This window comes from Lacinutrix mariniflava (genome assembly GCF_001418015.1).
GTDB lineage: Bacteria > Bacteroidota > Bacteroidia > Flavobacteriales > Flavobacteriaceae > Lacinutrix > Lacinutrix mariniflava.
The window spans coordinates 17,374-36,684 of record NZ_LIQG01000031.1; the positions used below are offsets into that span (position 1 = coordinate 17,374).

The 19,311-nt window shown below is 32.4% G+C and carries 19 protein-coding genes; 1 reads left to right on the top strand and 18 read right to left on the bottom strand.

Annotated features, from left to right (window positions below; all coding sequences use genetic code 11):
• Window positions 1–2 precede the first annotated feature (2 nt).
• From ASC44_RS15780 to ASC44_RS15820, 9 genes are all read right to left on the bottom strand, one after another.
• Window positions 3–542 (bottom strand): hypothetical protein, encoded by a 540-nt coding sequence (locus tag ASC44_RS15780; RefSeq protein WP_055448590.1) that lies wholly within the window; start codon window positions 540–542, stop codon window positions 3–5.
• Window positions 543–752: 210 nt separating this feature from the next.
• On the bottom strand, window positions 753–1,889 hold the full coding sequence (locus ASC44_RS15785) for a sterol desaturase family protein (protein ID WP_055448591.1): 1,137 nt from the start codon (window positions 1,887–1,889) through the stop codon (window positions 753–755).
• Window positions 1,890–2,055: 166 nt separating this feature from the next.
• Entirely contained in the window at window positions 2,056–3,612 is a 1,557-nt protein-coding gene (locus tag ASC44_RS15790) for a M28 family peptidase (protein ID WP_055448592.1), read from the bottom strand.
• Between the two features lie 81 nt (window positions 3,613–3,693).
• Window positions 3,694–4,731, bottom strand: coding sequence for a M28 family peptidase (locus tag ASC44_RS15795; RefSeq protein ID WP_055448593.1), 1,038 nt, complete (start codon window positions 4,729–4,731; stop codon window positions 3,694–3,696).
• Window positions 4,732–4,784: 53 nt separating this feature from the next.
• Complete coding sequence (locus ASC44_RS15800) at window positions 4,785–5,114, bottom strand: hypothetical protein (protein ID WP_055448594.1); 330 nt, start codon at window positions 5,112–5,114, stop codon at window positions 4,785–4,787.
• Window positions 5,115–5,121: 7 nt separating this feature from the next.
• Window positions 5,122–5,904 (bottom strand): DUF3108 domain-containing protein, encoded by a 783-nt coding sequence (locus ASC44_RS15805; RefSeq protein WP_055448595.1) that lies wholly within the window; start codon window positions 5,902–5,904, stop codon window positions 5,122–5,124.
• A 68-nt stretch (window positions 5,905–5,972) separates the two neighbouring features.
• Window positions 5,973–6,383 (bottom strand): hypothetical protein, encoded by a 411-nt coding sequence (locus ASC44_RS15810; RefSeq protein WP_055448596.1) that lies wholly within the window; start codon window positions 6,381–6,383, stop codon window positions 5,973–5,975.
• A 2-nt stretch (window positions 6,384–6,385) separates the two neighbouring features.
• A complete protein-coding gene (locus ASC44_RS15815; protein WP_055448597.1) occupies window positions 6,386–7,723 on the bottom strand; it encodes an exonuclease domain-containing protein in 1,338 nt (445 codons plus the stop codon).
• Window positions 7,724–7,755: 32 nt separating this feature from the next.
• A complete protein-coding gene (locus ASC44_RS15820; protein WP_055448598.1) occupies window positions 7,756–8,184 on the bottom strand; it encodes a DUF2452 domain-containing protein in 429 nt (142 codons plus the stop codon).
• A 224-nt stretch (window positions 8,185–8,408) separates the two neighbouring features.
• On the opposite strand from ASC44_RS15820, the gene hemN reads away from it, so the two are divergent.
• The gene (gene hemN, locus ASC44_RS15825) at window positions 8,409–9,773 is read left to right on the top strand and encodes an oxygen-independent coproporphyrinogen III oxidase (protein WP_055448599.1); all 1,365 of its coding nucleotides are present in this window, start codon (window positions 8,409–8,411) and stop codon (window positions 9,771–9,773) included.
• Between the two features lie 280 nt (window positions 9,774–10,053).
• On the opposite strand, the gene ASC44_RS15830 is transcribed toward hemN, so the two are convergent.
• The 9 genes from ASC44_RS15830 to ASC44_RS15870 all read right to left on the bottom strand — a co-directional run bounded on the left by ASC44_RS15830 (window position 10,054) and on the right by ASC44_RS15870 (window position 19,152).
• Entirely contained in the window at window positions 10,054–10,761 is a 708-nt protein-coding gene (locus ASC44_RS15830) for a sulfite exporter TauE/SafE family protein (protein WP_055448600.1), read from the bottom strand.
• Window positions 10,761–11,207, bottom strand: coding sequence for a FixH family protein (locus ASC44_RS15835; RefSeq protein ID WP_055448601.1), 447 nt, complete (start codon window positions 11,205–11,207; stop codon window positions 10,761–10,763). The genes ASC44_RS15830 and ASC44_RS15835 overlap by 1 nt, the downstream gene beginning before the upstream one ends.
• Before the next feature lie 160 nt (window positions 11,208–11,367).
• Window positions 11,368–12,789, bottom strand: coding sequence for a cytochrome c oxidase accessory protein CcoG (gene ccoG, locus ASC44_RS15840; protein ID WP_055448602.1), 1,422 nt, complete (start codon window positions 12,787–12,789; stop codon window positions 11,368–11,370).
• A 40-nt stretch (window positions 12,790–12,829) separates the two neighbouring features.
• Window positions 12,830–13,792: a cbb3-type cytochrome c oxidase N-terminal domain-containing protein gene (locus ASC44_RS15845; protein WP_055448603.1), complete on the bottom strand. Its 963-nt coding sequence runs from the start codon at window positions 13,790–13,792 to the stop codon at window positions 12,830–12,832.
• A 2-nt stretch (window positions 13,793–13,794) separates the two neighbouring features.
• The gene (locus ASC44_RS15850) at window positions 13,795–13,986 is read right to left on the bottom strand and encodes a CcoQ/FixQ family Cbb3-type cytochrome c oxidase assembly chaperone (RefSeq protein WP_055448604.1); all 192 of its coding nucleotides are present in this window, start codon (window positions 13,984–13,986) and stop codon (window positions 13,795–13,797) included.
• 4 nt (window positions 13,987–13,990) lie between these two features.
• Window positions 13,991–16,192 (bottom strand): cytochrome-c oxidase, cbb3-type subunit I, encoded by a 2,202-nt coding sequence (ccoN, locus tag ASC44_RS15855; protein ID WP_055448605.1) that lies wholly within the window; start codon window positions 16,190–16,192, stop codon window positions 13,991–13,993.
• Window positions 16,193–16,194: 2 nt separating this feature from the next.
• Complete coding sequence (gene ccoS, locus ASC44_RS15860; RefSeq protein ID WP_055448606.1) at window positions 16,195–16,410, bottom strand: cbb3-type cytochrome oxidase assembly protein CcoS; 216 nt, start codon at window positions 16,408–16,410, stop codon at window positions 16,195–16,197.
• Window positions 16,411–16,504: 94 nt separating this feature from the next.
• Window positions 16,505–16,747 (bottom strand): hypothetical protein, encoded by a 243-nt coding sequence (locus ASC44_RS15865; protein ID WP_055448607.1) that lies wholly within the window; start codon window positions 16,745–16,747, stop codon window positions 16,505–16,507.
• Window positions 16,744–19,152 (bottom strand): heavy metal translocating P-type ATPase, encoded by a 2,409-nt coding sequence (locus tag ASC44_RS15870; protein WP_055448608.1) that lies wholly within the window; start codon window positions 19,150–19,152, stop codon window positions 16,744–16,746. The genes ASC44_RS15865 and ASC44_RS15870 overlap by 4 nt, the downstream gene beginning before the upstream one ends.
• Window positions 19,153–19,311 lie beyond the last annotated feature (159 nt).

The following is a 19,311-nucleotide window of genomic DNA, read 5'->3' on the forward strand; positions in this document are numbered from 1 at the left end:
CTTTATTTTATCAAGCTTTTTATTCGTTTCGGATATTTAGTATTCAAGTAAATTCCAATTGCAAAAATGGTCATTGCTATTAAAAAAGGAAAGAGAAATTTCAATTCAGATTTTACGTCATCCATATCATAAAGGACTTCGTTTTCTCCTGTTGCAATTTGGAAAACTTCAGGCTCCATGTCAGATTGTTCACTTTTCTTAATCCAAACAATAGCTTTTCCAGATTTTTTTAATTCTTTCTCAATTAGTTCGTAGTTTTCGTTATTCCAACGCTGTTCAATATTTTTAGCGAGCTTATAATTCCGTGTGTCATTTTCAAGATTTAATATTAATTCCGATTTTACACTTTTATGTCCTTTGGAGCCAACTCGTGTATAAAACGCTTTTACTTTTTCTACTTTTCCACGTTTTTCGATTAGTGATTTTTCTGACGTAAATAGAGTAGGTGCTAAAAAAAATAAAGCAAATATTAAGCACGTAATTCCAACCACAAGTAAATCTCCAGCGTAATAATCTTTCGTCGATTTCTTTTTACTGTTCATGTGGTTTTTTAGCTAGTGCAGAACTACTTTTGTTACTTAAATATCTTAGCATAATAGAAGCTTTATCTTGTTGTTGTATCGTGAATATAATCTTTTATTTTAATAACAAAAACAGCCTTTCAAATAATTGAAAGGCTGTTGATTAGTTTATTTACATTAGCGCCAGAATAAACAGAACAATGGTTTTTTTTCTAATGTACAGATGTGTTTCTACCTTTCGCTCGGGTCTTTTAAATCTTGTTTTTCTTGAGGATTCTTTACAAAAGGATAAACAAATTGCTTAGCGAAACCTTTAGGGTACTTTACATCTCCTAAACCTGTGCTTTCTGGCCAGGCATCTCCTTCATCGTAATACGTGCCAAATATCATGTCTATAAATGGAAAGTGAATGGCAAAGTTTTTATCGTAAGCCTTTGGGTTGTCTGAGTGATGCCAATGGTGATATTGTGGCGTTACAAATAGGTACTTTAAAAAGCCAAAGTTAATTCTTGTATTAGAATGTGCTAATACGGCTTGAAAAGAAACGATTACTATATATGTGAAAAAGACAGAACTGCTAAAGCCACAAATATAAATAGGTATAAAAGCCATGGCTCTTACCACTACTAAGTCAAAGAAATGCGTTCTAGATCCTGCAAGCCAATCTAAATGTTTTGTAGAGTGGTGTACGGCATGGAAACGCCATAAATATGGAATTTTATGAAAGAAATAGTGTGAAGTATATTGAAATAAATCTGATACAAATAACGCCACAAATAATTGTGGTATAAATGGTATTGATTGTATTGTAGCTTGAAAACCTTCTAAACCAATATTTTTGAACATATTTACTACTGGAAATTGTACAATAACACCAATAATTTGAATTAGTAAATGACTTACTATAAAGTAAACCAAGTCTGTTCTCCATTCGTCATGAAATTTGGATTGATTTAAACGTTTTGGTAAAAACAACTCTATAGGTATAAATACAATTGCAGAAACTAATACATCTATTAATAGCCAATCTAAACCTATGGTTACAGATTGATCTTGAATGCCTGAACCTTCTGGTAAGGCTGTACCTAAAAATATTGTGGCTGCTATAAGTACTGTCGATATAAAACCATAATGCTTTTTCTTACTTAGTATAAAACTAATAAAGGCAAATACAAACGAAAGAATTAAAACAGCAAGAATAGACCATTTTACAATTTGTGGATTATAAATGTCTCTAAAATCCTTTGTTGTAAAGGTGTCTGGAAAGTAGGCGCAAATAACAAAACCTAAAGATATTATGGCAAGAAAAACAGAGAGGTAACCACTTATTTTACCTTCTCCAATTTTTAGTCTTTTATTGTCGGTCATATAAATTTAATTTAAAATTGATTGTAAGAAAAAAGGTTCAAGATAATGAAAATTTATCTTGAACCTTTTTTTATTTCCTTTGCGTTAGGGATTGAGGCTTTGTTGGAGCTCCTCGCAGAGAGCGACTGCCGAAAGCGCGACCTTTAGGTAACGCCCAAAAATGTATTTACTCTGCAGTTTTATCTACTGTAATTCTAGCATCTCTATTAGCTAGTTCCCAAGCAGTATAAAATACAAGACGTGTTCTGTTTTCTAATAAATCGTATTCAATTTTATCTGGTGTATCTCCTGGCTGGTGATAATCGTCATGAGTACCATTGAAATAAAATATTACAGGAATATTATTTTTTGCGAAGTTGTAATGATCACTTCTATAGTAATAGCGGTTTGGATCATTCTCATCGTTAAATGTATAATCTAAATCGATATTCATGTACTTTGTGTTCATAGCTTCAGAAATATCATGTAATTCCTTACTTAATTTGTCACTTCCAATTAAGTATACATAATTTCTGTTTTTCTTCTCACGTTTTGGATCTGTACGACCAATCATGTCTATGTTTAAATCGGCAACAGTATCTGCTAATGGAAATATTGGGTCATTATCTGTATAATGTTTAGAACCTAATAAGCCTTTCTCTTCACCTGTTACGTTTAAGAAAACTATTGAACGTTTTGGACCATTACCTTCTCTTTTTGCTTTAGCAAAAGCTTCAGCTATTTCTAATACAGCTACGGTTCCAGAACCGTCATCATCTGCACCATTATATACTTTACCGTCTTTTATACCTTCGTGATCTAAGTGAGCTGAAAGAATAATATATTCATTAGGCTTTTCACTACCTCTTATAATAGCAGCAACGTTTTTAGAATCTACTTTTTCTGAATTGTTTTTATAAGTAATAGCGACATCAGATTTTATAGACATAGATTTTTCGTTAGTTTCGATGTCACTAACAAAGGCTTTAGCTAAATCAGTATTAATTAGCATATAAATCATCTCCTCTGCTCCATCTGCTAGGTTCATTCGTCCTGTTGAACGACCAAAACGATTAGCTGCCATAGCGTAAACTTCTGGATAGTAAAATAAAAGCGCTTTAGCTCCTTTACTTTTAGCCACTTCTTGTTTTGCAGCAAAGGCTTGACGCATATTAGACCATTTAGAGCTTTTATCTGTTCCTGAAATAACAAAATTCCCTTCTGAATCTTTTGGTTCGCCAGAGCGTATAATTACAACTTTTCCTTTTACATCTAAACCTTCATAGTTTGAGTAGTTCTCGTCTTCAATTCCAAAACCAGCAAAAATAATATCTTTTGTATTTAGAGTACCGTCTTTTGCAGAGCTAACTGATACATAGTCATCTATATTTGTAAAAGATTTTCCATTAACATTTAGAGTTATGTCTGGAGTTGCCATAACTACTAATGGTACATCTTGAAAATAGTTACCATCGCTTTTCGCAGCAGGTATTCCATCTTCGATATAATGTGATTTAATAAATTCTATAGCCATTCTTTCTCCTTCCTTACCAGTTTCACGACCTTCAAAATCGTCTCCTGCATATATGTAAAGCGCCGTTTTTAAGTCTTCGGCAGTTATGGTTTCTGCGTATTTAGTTGGATCTGCAGGTGCTTTGGTTTTTGTTGTAGCATCCTTGCTTTTAGAAGAGCCACATGATGCTAAGACTAAGGTAACAGCAAAAAGTGAAAGTAATTTTTTCATTCTTAATTTAATGTTTGGTTAAGCAGTAAAAATACGAGAAAATAGACGTAAATTCTATTTGTTGTATTTTTTTTAACAAGATTAAATATCTTGATTGTGTGTTAAATATGTAGTCCTATTAGCCAATTGCCAGGCGGTTGCAAAGATAAGTTTTGTACGTTTAGCTAATAATGGATAGTTTATTTTGTCCGGGGTATCTGTTGCTTTGTGATAATCTGGATGCTCTCCATTAAAGTAAAAAATTACAGGGATATTTTGCTTTGCAAAGTTGTAGTGATCGCTTCTATAGTAGTATTGATTCCTATCGTTTTCTGCATTGTATTTGTAGTCTAACTCTAAATTTGTAAAGGCTTCATTTGCTTTTACTGAAGTGTATTGTAACTCTTTACTAATTCTATCTGCGCCAATAATGTAGATGTAGTTTGGGTTCTTTTCGTGTCTAGCGTCCACACGACCAATCATGTCTATATTTAGATTGGCAATGGTTTTGTTTATTTTGAAAATTGGGTTTTCTAAATAATATTTTGAGCCCTGTAGCCCAATTTCTTCTGCAGTAAGATGTAAAAATAGAATACTCCTTTTGGGAGCATGGCCTTGTTGTTCTGCAAGCTTAAAAGCTTCAGCAATTTCTGTTATGGCCACTGAGCCAGATCCATTATCGTCTGCTCCAAAATGAATTGCATCATCTTCGATACCTAAATGATCTAAATGCCCGGAAATGATTAATACTTCTTCAGGCTTTTCACTACCTTTTATATAGGCTAATACGTTTTCTGAAGCACCTATTCCTTCAGGTAAGAAATCTGCAGGAATGGTTTGATAGTATGTAGAGTCGTTAATTACAGGCGCAATATTTTTTGTAGTATAGAAATGTCTTAGATAATCTGCTGCTTTTTTTTGTCCTTCTGTACCTGTTCCACGACCTTGAAATTCTTCCGAAGCAAAAACTGTTAATCTACTTTTTAAATCTTCGGAAGTTATGGATTTTGAATACGTTTTAATAAGCGAGCTATCTGTAATTTCAACACTGTTTTCAAGGTTTTCTATCTTGGTACTGTATTTCTTTTCGGAGCACGAACCAACAATAACGAAGGCAGAAGCAATAAGTAGGGATTTCATCTAATATCTATTTGAATTTCAAATATATATAAATTCTTACAAAAACCTTAAAATTACTCAGAGATATCAATATCTTCTAGTTCTTCTATAGAATCTTCAAGAGAGTTTTCTTCGCGTTGCTCTAATTGTTCTGTATCACCAACCTCGGTAGTTGCAGTAACAGATTTATAAGTTGCTAATGCTAAAGAAATGATGGTTAATAAAAATATAAGCTGAATTGTGTGTTTTGGTTTATTTGTACCTCTAGTTTTTACAAGCGCTAAAATGCCAAAAATTAATGAAGCTATCGCTGGAAAAAAAGCGAAGTTAGATAAAGGTAAAACAGCTAAAATAACTGCAAAAATTGCGCTTATTAATCCTAATATAATAAATAATAATCTCATAATTAATTTAGTTTTTTAAACCGGTTGCACTTTTAATTCTTAACTCTCCGCTACCTATCGCAACTTTAAATTTAGCATAAACAGGAATCTTATTTTCGTCTGCTGTTAGCCATATAAAATTACTATTGCCTTTTAAAGCATTGTTATTATCTAGGTTAATACGCAGTTTGTAACATTCTTTTTTGCCTAAAGCTGTACTAATAGTCTCTTTGGCAACATAAGTAAAACGAAATTTAGTTTCTTTATTATCGAATAAAACGGTAAAAGTATCACTATCGCCAATGCCTGCTTTTTTAATATCTAAAGTTCTTAAATGATAAATAGTAGTTACAATGTCTTTAGTATTACCATTAATTTTTACAGTTTTATTGGTGTCCCAAAAGCCCGATTCGAAGTTTTTACTTTTCTTTCTAACTAAGCTTTTTACAGATCTTGTTTTATGATTGAAGTTGTACTTAACAAATTTATAATGTCCTCCTTCATCAATTTCACGCTTGTATAAATAAGGTGTTAATGTTCTTGGGTTTACATAACTCTCATATAGATCTCTAATTTTAAAAAAATTATCCCATTTTGTATACGTTGTAGCGTTACCCTTTAAACGTAATAATGTTCCTGTTTTAGTGTTTACATTACTGGTTTTCATGGTTACTTCTGCAAAATCTGTCATTAAGCCAGACATATTATAACCTGCAGTAAAAGTTAAGTTTTCACCACCTACAAAGGCGTTGTTTTGTGCACTTGTTAATAAAGTAAAACTAAGAGCAAAGAGTATAAAAAAATGTTTCATAAAAATATTTAAAGTTCAAATATAAATAATGTTAACACTAATTGTGCCTAAATTATTGTGTTTGGCTTTTATTTAATATTTAAAACTGAAATAATAAAAAGTATAGACCAAATACCAACCCGCAACCAATTAAGAATAATTAAGTCGTCTAAGGTATTGTTTGTTGTTTTGTTATTTGAAATTCTTTTGTGCAGAGGAACAAAAATAAGCATAGTCGATAACCATGTTAAACACACAAAAGCAAAGTGAAGAATAGAGTAGAGGCCTCCCGTTTTTACTAGTGTAACAAGAGAAATTAATACCTGAATTGCCATAAGTGGCAACACAATTATAGTCATTAATTTTGTATAGCGTTTGTGCCATAAAAAAAGGTTAATCTCTGTGTAGTATTTAAAAGATGGGTAAATTAGAAATTGTACCATCAAGATTAAAACAAGTAAACCAAAATCTATAATTACGCGAGCGATTTCTAAAGTCATTATTATTTATTTAAAAGTACGTTGCGTAAAATACTTTGGACGTCACTATTATCTTTTTGTTTTATTAAAAAAGTTTCTAACTCGTCTTGGTGTGTAATTTGGATATCTCTATCAATAAAACCATAGCCTAAATAAGCACCATTTTTAACCATTACAAAAGCGTCTTCGTTCTCGTTTCTACCTTTTTCTTTTAAAACAACATCTTGGCTATCGTTAACAATTTGGCAAATGGCATTTGTAACACGTTCGTTATAAACTGTAATATCTTCACTGCCTTTACAAATACCTTTACATGTTTTTAAAATATAGTGAGAGCACTCATCGACACCTTCTTGTAAATGACAAAACTTAGGACACAAATTAAATTGTTCGCAAATTCGTTCTAAAAACAAACGCGCATCTCGTAAGCTATAAAAGGTAATTATAGGATTTGGTGTGGCTTTACTATTATTAATAGCAATATGCATAATATCGTTTCTGTCTTGGTAACTAAAGAGTGAAAAACCTTTTGGAGCGCGTTTAGATACTTTATTATATTCCGGAAAGTGATGTTTAATTGCTGCATCTTCCATTAATAACGCAATAAGTTCACTGCCAGATAACTCGAAATCGATATCTGCAGTCTCCCTAACCATATCTAAGGCCTTTTGTGTTTTACTATGAAAGTGACTAAGGACTCTTTTTTTTATGTCTTTAGATTTACCAACATAAATAATTTCACCTTTCTTATTTTTAAGTTTATAAATACCAGTAGCGTTTGGTAAGGCATTAAATATTTCTTTTGGTAGGTTAGGAGGTAAGGTAGCTTCTTTACTTTTACTATTTAAAAACTCGGTAAAAACGGTGTCTGCATTTTCTTGAGATTGTAAAATTTTAAAAAGAATAACTGTCGCTTCAGCATCTCCTCTTGCTCTGTGCCTTCCGTTTATATTAATATCTAAATCTTTACAAATTTTACCTAAACTATAACTGCGATGGCCTGGAAGTAATTTTCGACTAAGGCGCACAGTGCAAAGTTTTTTCCTTGTAAAGTCTATGTTTATAGCTTTAAACTCGTTTCTAATAACGTTGTAGTCGAAGTTTACATTGTGGGCAACAAAAATAGTATCCTCAGTAATATCTAAAACTTGTTGTGCGACTTCATGAAATTCTGGAGCATTGGCAACAGTACCATTATCAATTCCTGTTAATGCAGTAATATGATCTGGGATAAAACAATTTGGATTAACTAACGAGGTAAACTCGTCTACAATAACGTCGCCATCGTATTTAAATACCGAGATTTCGGTAATTTTATTTGTCCTTCCTGAGGTTTCAACGTCTATTATTGTGTATTGCAATGCGTTATTTTTGAGCTGAAAATTAGTAGCTATTATTGTAGTTTATTCGATGTTGTTTCATCAACTTTCTTCCACATGTGTTCCGATGTTAAATAAAAGCTACCTACAAAATCAAAATTACATTCGTTAGGTGCTATAATAGATAAAAACGGTTCTCCTTTTTTGTCTTTGTATAAATGATAAACCTCACCAAGATCTGGCTGAAAACTAAACTTAGCATTATAGACTAAGTTATTGTATTCCAATTCTTCAATCATTTTGTCGTATTCTGCTTTAAGCTCTAAATATTTAGCTTTAAGTTGTTTGTTGGCTTTATTAACGTTTTTATTTTTCCAAGTAATATTTTCTGTTACTTGAATGGCAGGAGCTCCAACATTGGTTCCGTAAGGTTTTAGAGCCGCATCATATTGCTGGCTTTCTTTATTAAATACAACGTTATCTGGTTTTTTTGCGTCAGACATTTTTTTTCTTTTTTAGCTTTGTAAAGATAACAGTTTAAAGTTTTGTATTAAAACATTTTAAGAGTAGTTACGTGTATTTTTAACACTTCAGTTTTTAATAATTAATTTAATGCAGCTGCCTTTATTCAAGGCGTTAAATTTATTAATTCTTTTTTTTGAAAGTGATTTTTATCATCTTTTAAGCTTTTATTTCAATATAAATTTGCTTTAAAATATTTTTTAAAATGAATACACCTTTAATAGCAAAGTACAATGTAGCAGGACCAAGATATACAAGTTATCCTACGGTTCCTTATTGGGATAACGATTCCTTTTCTTTAAAGTTATGGAAAGCATCGCTTAAAAAAAGTTTTGATGAGAGTAATGCTACAGATGGTGTAAGTTTATATATTCATCTTCCATTTTGCGAGAGCATGTGCACCTTTTGTGGTTGCCATAAACGCATAACCAAAAACCATGAAATAGAAGTTCCATATATAGAATCTTTAATCCAAGAATTTAAACTTTACAGAACGTTTTTAGGAAAAATGCCTAACGTTAAAGAGTTGCACATTGGAGGCGGAACACCAACGTTCTTTAAACCTGAAAACATAAAAACGTTATTAAATTCGTTAAATTCCATTGGGAAATTTAGTGAGGATTGCGAGTTAAGTTTCGAAGGACACCCGAATAACACAACCGAAGAACATTTAAAAATGTTTTCAGACTATAATTTTAAACGTGTAAGTTATGGTGTTCAAGATTATAATTTAAAGGTACAAAAAGCTATAAACAGAATTCAACCTTTCGAGAATGTAAAACAAGTTACGGAAGCTTCAAGAGCAGAGGGATTTACATCTGTTGGACATGATATTATTTTTGGTTTACCGTTTCAAACCGTAGAAGATGTCGAGAATACTATTAATAAAACAATTACCTTAAAACCAGAACGTATTGCATTTTACAGTTATGCACATGTGCCATGGATTAAAGGAAACGGACAACGTGGTTATAACGATAAAGATTTGCCTACTGCAACTCAAAAACGTTTACAATACGAAAAAGGAAAGCAAATGTTACTTGAAGCTGGTTATTTTGAAATAGGAATGGATCATTTTTCATTACCAACAGATTCACTTTACAAGGCACACGAAAACCAAAAACTACATCGTAATTTTATGGGATATACTGTAACTAATACTAAAGTAATGATTGGTTTAGGTGCATCTGCAATTAGCGATAGTTGGTATGGTTTTGCGCAAAATGATAAAGGTATTGAAAGTTACAAATCGCTTGTTAATCAAGGTATAATACCTGTGTTTAGAGGACATATTTTAAATGAAGAAGATTTAATAATACGCAAACACATTCTTAACTTAATGTGTAAGTTCGAAACCTCTTGGGAAACCGAAGCATTAATGTTTAATGAACTTCCAGATGTACTTATTAAGTTAAAAGAACTCGAGAACGATGGTTTAATAGAAATCCATTCTAGAACAATACGCGTTACAGAAAAAGGTAGACCGTTTGTAAGAAACGTTTGCTTACCATTCGATAGACGTTTACAGCGTAACAAACCAGAAACACAAGTCTTTTCTATGACCATTTAAAAGCGCGTAGAAGAATGAAACAAAAAAAGAGAAGCTATAATCGCTTTCCTTTTTTTGTTTTAAACGATTTAGTAATTTTTTAAAATTTCTAAAGCTCAGTAGAAGTCTCGTCGTTTGAGGTTTCGCTTTTCTTTTTACCGCTTTTAGACATGTTGTAGACAATAAGAGATAATACAAGGCATACAAGAAGAAAAAACCAATAAAAACAAGTCCCATTGTCCAATTAACTATAAGTATTATTAAACTTTCCATTAGTGTTATATTTTTAAATTATTAATTTTTAATGACAATTATATTGAGAATCCACCTGTTCCACAGTAACCATATTAGATGGTGATAAATAAGGGATCCCTAAGCCTAAACCTCTTACAATAAAAAGTAAACCAACAATAACTACAAAGGCTGGAATTAGTTTTAAAACACGTTGTTTAACCGTTTTGGTAAGAAAATTACCAAGATAAATAGCAGTCGTCATAAGCGGTACAGTTCCTAAACCAAATAAGGCCATATACAAACTACCTTCCCAGTAACTTCCGGTTGCTAAAGCGCCAAAAATGGCCATATAAACAAGTCCGCAAGGCAATAAACCATTCAGGTATCCAATAGTAAAAAAAGTACTAGGTTTCTTCTTCTTTAAATTAGCTCCCATTTTACTTTTTACTTTACCAACAAGCTTATAAATAGGTTTAGAAAAGTTATATCGGTTAAATAATTTGGTAGGTATTAATATAGTAACAATCATTAAAACACCAATACCAATAGAGAGTTGCTGCTGTAAACCAAATAAATTTAAGCTTTTACCAACAGCACCAAAAATAAGACCTAAAACGCTATACGTTAAAATACGACCAGCATGATAGCTTAGTAATTGTAGAATACGTTTGGTTTTGTTTTCACGATCTAAGGGCAATAAAAAGGCAATAGGTCCACACATGCCAACACAGTGAAAACTTCCTAATAAGCCAAATATAATTGCCGAAATTAACATTAATACGTTATTTGTTCTTTGTATAAATATGGTGTGCCTTCGTACATAAAATCGATAGTAATGTTCCAACGACCGCCTAACATCTTATTGTCAGGTATGAGCAAATGTGAAGATGTTAGATTTAACTCAAGGTTAAAATCCAACGTTTCATTAGACGGTCTGTATAGGAACACTTTTCCTTTAATTTTAGATAGTTCAAGTTCTTTTGGAAACACCAATAACCAACCCTTATCAGTTTTTTTACTTACAAACCTCTCTGTTAAATTGTTTGTATTCGTTTCGGCATCAATTTCATTTTGATATAGCATTTCTTTAGCATAATAATCCTCAGTAACTAAATCATGACTAAAAGATTCTGTTGTACTCATTAGATAAACAAAATATAATATAAAGCACATAAATGCAGCCATAACAACAACTATACTTTTTCCCCAATTCCATTTCATAGTACTTATGTTTTAATTATTTTTGGCGTGACCACAAGGGTCAGGCTGTACGTTTCAATTCCTCGTTCTCCCGATAATTATCGGGATCGCTGTGGGATTTCCACTGCCATCCTTCACGCGGGCATTTTTACTAGAGTAAGAACCTCAACATTATATTTGTTTACTTGTAACTTCTTGGTCCTAAAAAGGCTGTAGTAGTCGTTTCAATTAATTGGTCTCCACTATAAATACCAATTTCTACTCTATCTTTATCGCCTTTTAAAGCACTTGCATTTAACTCTATAAACAATGTACCTTCAGCAAGACCTTGTCCATCAACTTTAAAACCATCGTGAGAAACCAAATTAACAGTTCCTTTATGCGATAATAGTTTAAAAGAAATATCTTCAATATCATTTACCGTTTTGTTTACTAATTTAAAGGTGTAAACATTACTAATAATATTATCGGCTTTGTGTTCGTATAACTGCCCTGGTAATCTTAAAATAGTTGCTTCAACATCATTACGTAAAAAAAGCATTCCAATAAGTACAGCTATTAAAATCCCTAAAACAGCAGTATAACCTTTTAAACGTGGTGTAAACTTGAATTTTTCTTCTTTCTCAATTTCATCTTCGCTGGTGTATCTAATAAGTCCTTTTTGTAAGTTTACGCTTTCCATCATGTGGTCGCAAGCATCAATACAAGCAGTACAGTTTACGCATTCTAGTTGCGTTCCATTTCTTATATCAATTCCTGTTGGACAAACATTTACACATTGAAAACAATCTATACAATCTCCTTTGCCAGTAGTTGGCCTGTCTTCATTTTTCTTAAACTTTGCACGACCAGCTTCTTTTTCTCCGCGTTTATGGTCGTAAGCAACAATAATAGATTTATTATCAAGTAATACACCTTGCAACCTTCCGTAAGGACATGCAATGATACATACTTGCTCTCTAAACCAAGCGAAAATAAAATAGAAAACACTAGTAAAAATTAATAAAGAAATTAGTGTGCTTATGTTATTTAAAGGTCCTTCAGAGATGTAACGTATTAATTGATCGCTACCAATTAAGTAGGCTAAAAACACATTGGCTATAATAAAAGAGATGATAAAAAAGATAATCCATTTAAGTACTCTCTTTTTTATTTTCTCGGCATTCCAAGGCATTTTATCTAAACGAATCTGCTTGCCTCGGTCGCCATCAATCCAATACTCTATGCGTCTAAAAACCATTTCAAGGAAAATAGTTTGCGGACAAATCCACCCGCAAAAAATACGTCCAAAAGCAACGGTAAATAAGATGATAAATACCACACCAATAATCATCATTATTACAAATAGATGGAAATCTTGTGGCCAAAACGGAAATCCGAAAATATTAAAACGACGTTCTAATACATTAAACATTAAAAACTGATTGCCATTAACTTTAATAAATGGAGCAGATAGTAAGAAAGCCAATAAAATGTAGCTTACATATTTTCTATAAGTATACCATTTACCATCCGGCTTCTTAGGAAACACCCAAGCACGCTTGCCTTCTTTGTTAAGCGTACCTATTGTGTCTCTAAAATTTTCTTGACCTTGTTCTGCCATTTCAATGTTGTTTTTTGCTTCCGCGAAAGCGCACTATAAATTATTTAATTATAGTATTTTCTACTGCTGTAGAATCCGAACTTACTTCTTGTATCGTTTCAGTTGTTTCTGTTGTTTGTTCTGGTGCGTTTGGATCGTTCCAAATATCACCTTCAGGAGCTTTAGGCTCAGCAGGTGTTGTACCTTGAAATGATAATACATAACTAGCTACTTGCGCCATTTCTGCTGGTTTAAGATCAGATTTCCAAGAAATCATTCCTTTTCCGGCACGTCCACCTTCAGAAATAGTTCTAAAAACATCTTTAATACCACCACCTAAAATCCAGTGTTTATCTGTTAGGTTTGGACCAATACCACCACCACCATCTGCTTTATGACAAGCAATGCAGTTAGTTGAAAATATTTTTCCACCAGCTTGTAAATCTGAAGCTTCTGTAAGTAATTCAACAGAATTTACATCAACTAAGTCTTTAGCAGTTTTTTTCCATTCTGCAATTTCAATCTTAGCTTCGGCTACAGCCATTTCATATTCTTCAGCTTGAGTATAATCACCTACTATTTCAAAACGTACCCAATACACAACTGCGAAAATAATTGAGATATAGAAAAGGTATTTCCACCAAGGTGGTAAATCGTTATCTAGTTCTTTAATACCATCGTAATCATGATCTAAGATAATTTCATGTTCTTCTTCAATGGCTTTAGAACCTAAAGATTTTGTGTAGGCATCTTGTATCCATTTAAATTGGTTCTCTTTTCTTAAGGCTTCTTTAGCTAGATAATTTGCTTGTTGCTCTTCACTTAATGTTTTAAATAAAACATATCTTAAGCCTTCAACACAAATCTCAAACGCCATAGCAAATAACATTGCTGTGCCTATAATTGCCCAAAATATGGGTTGGGTAAACATTGCCCATTCGTCTCCAGTGTAGACCCATTCCATTAATATTATAGCTAGTATAAAAAAGAATAAGAGTCTTAATAATGATGCTGTACTTCTCATAGTTACTCGTTATTGGTATTAATAGTATCGTCTTCTAAAGGTATATTACTAACCTCTGTAATATGCTCTTTTTTGGCAGTAAAAACCCAAAAGAATAAACCTGCGAAAAAGAGGAAGAATATTAAAAGAGATATAATTGGATATATTTCTACGCCTTCTATTTGTTCTAAATTACCTTTTATAAATTTTAACATGGCTTTAGTTTTTATTTAGGGCAGAGTTGTCTGCATTTTTAATTTTTATATCTGTACCTAAACGTTGTAAGTAAGCTATTACCGCAACAACTTCACGATTACGCATTTCTATAAATGCTTCGCCATTTTCCTTAGCATATTTTTTATCTGCTTCGTAAGTTTTGGCAAAATCTGGATCGTTATATAGGTTTTTTTCAATTTTGGTACCTTGCTTATCCATTGCGTCTTGAGCATTGGCTATTTCTTCATCGGTATAAGGCACACCTAAAGTTGCCATAGCTTCCATTTTAGTTTCGGTTAAACCTTTATCAAGTTCATTTTTAATTAACCATTTGTATGATGGCATAATAGAACCTTCAGATACACTTTGTGGATCGTAGAAGTGACTTAAATGCCAATTATCACTATATTTTCCACCTATTCGATGTAAATCTGGACCTGTACGTTTACTTCCCCAAAGGAATGGGTGATCGTAAACATATTCTCCAGCTTTAGAGTATTCTCCATAACGTTCTACCTCGTGTCTAAATGGACGTATCATTTGAGTGTGACACCCAACACAACCTTCTCTTATGTAAATATCTCTACCTTCTAATTCTAAAGCTGTATAAGGTTTTACACTAGAAATTACGGGTATGTAATCGTCTACCAATAGTGATGGTATAATTTGTACTGCTCCACCAATTAAAATTGCTACTGTAGCGAAGATTGTAAGTTTTACTGGTCTTCTTTCTAACCAAGTATGGTAACCCTCTTTACTAGTACGTTTTTTAGTTACTTTTTGTAATGGTGCAGATTCTGCTAATTCATCTGTTACTTTGCTACCAGAACGCGCAGTCATGATAACATTAAATACACCAATTAAAGCACCTGTAATAAATAAGGTTCCTCCAATAGCACGCATCCAATACATTGGCATAATTTGAGTTACAGTTTCTAAGAAGTTACCGTAAGTTAATGTACCATCTGGATTAAATTGTTGCCACATAGACCATTGTACAAATCCTGCTACGTATAGCGGTAATGCATATAATATAATACCTAAAGTACCAACCCAAAAGTGAACGTTAGCTAATGCTGTAGACCATAGTTTTGTTTTAAATAACTTAGGCACCATCCAATAGATCATACCAAAGGTTAAGAATCCATTCCATGCTAAAGCACCAACGTGAACGTGTGCAATAATCCAATCTGTAAAATGCGCTACGGCATTAACATTTTTTAATGAAAGCATTGGACCTTCAAAAGTTGCCATACCATAACCTGTAATGGCTACAACCATAAATTTAAGAACAGGATCAGTACGTACTTTATCCCACGCACCACGTAAGGTTAGTAAACCATTTATCATTCCTCCCCAAGAAGGCGCTAATAGCATAATAGAAAAAGCAACACCTAAGTTTTGTGCCCAATCTGGAAGTGCAGTATATAATAAGTGGTGTGGTCCTGCCCAAATGTAAATAAAGATTAAAGACCAAAAGTGAACAATAGATAATCTATAAGAGTAAACTGGTCTGTTTGCTGCTTTAGGAACAAAATAATACATTAATCCTAAAAATGGAGTTGTAAGGAAAAACGCTACCGCATTATGTCCGTACCACCATTGTACTAAGGCATCTTGAACTCCTGCGTAAGCCGAGTAACTTTTAAAAGCACTAACAGGTAATTCCATACTGTTTACAATATGAAGTACTGCTACTGTAACAAATGTTCCTAAATAGAACCAAATAGCAACATATAAGTGACGCTGTCTTCTTTTTAAAATTGTACCAATTAAGTTTGCTCCAAAAGCAACCCAAATTAATGCAATAGCAATATCGAAAGGCCACTCTAATTCTGCATATTCTTTAGATGTAGAATATCCTAAAGGTAGTGTTATCGCTGCACCAACAATTATGGCTTGCCATCCCCAGAAATTTAGATTACTTAACCAATCTTTCCACATACGTGCTTTTAATAAACGTTGTGAAGAGTAGTAAACACCTGCAAAAATGGCGTTACCAACAAAGGCGAAAATTACCGCATTGGTATGTAATGGACGTAAACGACCAAAACTTAACCAAGAGATGCCATCTGTAAGGTTAGGAAATAGAAACATAAAGGCTAATAGTAAGCCTACACTCATTCCTACAATACCCCAAAGCAGTGTAGCGATGATAAATTTGCTGACGATCTTATTATCGTAATAAAATTTTTGTAATTCCATAGTTACTTTAGTTGATCTTTAAATATGATTGGTTTTTTTGTTGTTTTTATGTTTGGTTTCGTGCTTTTGCTTTTTATAACTTCATCTTCAAAAAGCATACGAACAGATGGCGTATAAGTGTCGTCAAACTGTCCACTTTTAACAGAGAAAATGAAAGCTGCAAAAAAAACGAGCGCAACAATAACGCTTATTGCTAATAACATGTATATAATACTCATACCTACCTGAATTATTTTGTAAAATTACTGTTGTTGGTCCTTTAAAAAGATGACTTTTATCAGTTTTGAAAAAAATGTTAATTTTTTTAAGAAACTATACTAACACGTATAATCCTAAAATTGAAATTGAACGTTTTATCTCTGCTGTATTATACCCTTTTGGTTGTATAAAATTAGATTTTAATAAGGATTCTACAGACTCATATTTAGTGCGTAAATCGTTATATTCTCTAGTTATATAATTACGCTTTAAAGCGCATCCGTTGCATTCTTGACTTAGTGTAGCAGCTTCTAATTGCGCAATTTTATGTGTTAACTGTAATGTTTCTTTTATCATGATACATTGGTTTTGTTATTCAGTTGTTTGCCAGAAAAATATGTGGCGATAGTTGTAAATACGACAATACTTATAGAACTTAAAGGCATTAAAATGGCTGCAACAACAGGTTTTAAATGACCTGTAACAGCGAAACCGAGTCCTATTAAATTATAGACTAATGAAAAAATAAAGGCATATTTTATTATGGTAACGCCTTTCCGCGAAAGCGATAAAAAAGAAGTGATGTCTTTAAATTTTGAAGCATCTAAAATACCATCGCAAGCAGGAGAGAAGATGTTTACGTTTTCGGATATAGAAATACCAACATTACTTTGTGCTAAAGCTCCAGCATCGTTAAGTCCATCGCCAACCATTAAAACGGTTTTTCCATTTTGTTGCTGCTGTTTAATATAATTTAGTTTGTCTTCTGGTTTTTGATTAAAAAGTAAAGTGGCATGCTTTGGGAGTATGGTTTTAAGATGTTCTTTTTCACCTTCATTATCTCCAGATAAAATAACAATATTTGCAGTTTTGCTAAGTGTGTTAAATACGTCTTTTACACCAGCTCTATATTCATTATAAAACACATAACAGCCTTTGTATTTGTTATCTTTACTTATGTGAATTGCTGTACGTTGTTGAATTTGATTATTTTTAATTTTCGCATCTTTTTCTACATAATTAAATGACCCGACTTTAATCTTTTGCTTATTAATGACGCCAGTTATTCCTTGGCCAACATCTTCTTTAAAATCGTCTAAAGTTTGAATATTGTTTTTATCTAAAATGGCATATAACGATCTGCTTAATGGATGGTTGGATGCTCGAAGTGTACTTGTTAGTAAGGATTCTTCTTCTTTAGTAAGTGTAATGCCTTCATAACTAATAGTGTTTTTTGTACTTGTAGTAAGTGTTCCTGTTTTATCGAAAACCACAGTGTCTATATGAGACATTTGTTCTATAACACTACTATTTTTTATATACAGTTTATTACGTCCAAAAATGCGTAGTAAATTTCCTAAAGTAAATGGCGCCGCTAATGCAATTGCGCAAGGACAAGCAACAATTAATACAGCAGTAAAAACATTTAAAGCAATTGAAATATCGATAAATAACCATACGGTGGTTGCTATAATTGCTATTAGTAAAAGGCTTATTGTGAAACGCTTACTAATACTATCGGTTAATGACTGAAAGCTGCTTTGGTTGTTTTTACTAAATATTTCGTTAGACCAAAGTTGGGTAAGATAACTCTGTTCTACAGGTTTTAATACTTCGACTTCAATAGATCCTGCTTGTTGTCTTCCTCCGGCGAATAAATGTTCTCCAGAGTGCTTAATAATAGGTTCTGCTTCTCCTGTTACAAAACTATAATCTATTAATGCGTTTCCTTTAATTAAGATAGCATCTACAGGTAACAATTCTGCATTTCTAATTAATAATCTGTCTCCTTTTTTAAGTTCGTAAACTTGTGCTTGCTCTTCGGTTTTAGAAGCATTGTTTTTTAATAATCGTGTTACTGCTATTGGAAAATAAGATTTATAATCCCGTTCGAAAGACAAGAAAGCATATGTTTTTTGTTGAAAGAATTTTCCAAGAAGTAAGAAAAAAACCAAACCAGACATACTATCGAAAAACCCAGTACCTAAATCGAATAGAATTTCTATTGTAGAACGTATAAATAGTACCGAAATACCTATGGCAATTGGCACGTCGATATTTAATATTTTAGAACGTAAACCTTTGTAAGCAGATACAAAATAGTCGCGACCAGAATAAAAGGCAACTGGTAATGCGAAAGCAAACATTAACCATCTAAAAATAGGTTTAAATTTATCTAACCAAAACTCGTTAACCTCAAAATATTCTGGAAATGAGAGAAACATTATGTTGCCAAAAGCAAAACCTGCTACACCTAATTTATAGATAAGACTTCTATCTACTTTTGAGCTTTTTTTAGTAGCATCGTCTAAAGATATGTAAGGTTCGTAGCCTAGTTTTGATAAAAGGATAACTAGATTTTGAAGTGTTAATTCTTCCGAAGAAAAAGTAATTCTAACCGTTTTTTTAGGAAAATCGACTTGAGATGTCTTTACAGCCGGATTTAACTTGTTGAGGTTCTCTAAAACCCAAATGCAAGAACTACAATGTATAGTTGGTATTAATAATGAAACAACTTGGGTGCCTTGCTCGTTAAACTCTAAAAGTTGAGCGGTTATTTTTTCGTTTTCTAAAAAATCGAATTTCCCTTCTTGAAAAAATGGTGTTGTTCCAGGCGTTTGTTCTAAATCGTAATAATAAGAAAGGTCATTATCGTTTAAAATATCGAACACAGTTTTACAACCGTTACAACAGAAGGATTTATTGTCGTGAGCGATTACAGTTGTTCTGCATTCGTCACCACAATGGAAACAATTTTCCATAATTATTTTATTTGCTCATCCTAATTATTTAGAAAAATAATAAGGATTATTATACCTGTGGCAAAGGTCGTAGAATGGTGTTATTTAAAAGATGATTTTTATCATGTTTCGAAAGGTTTTATGTTGTTTTTACTGATGTAAAACAATTAGATTTTAGTA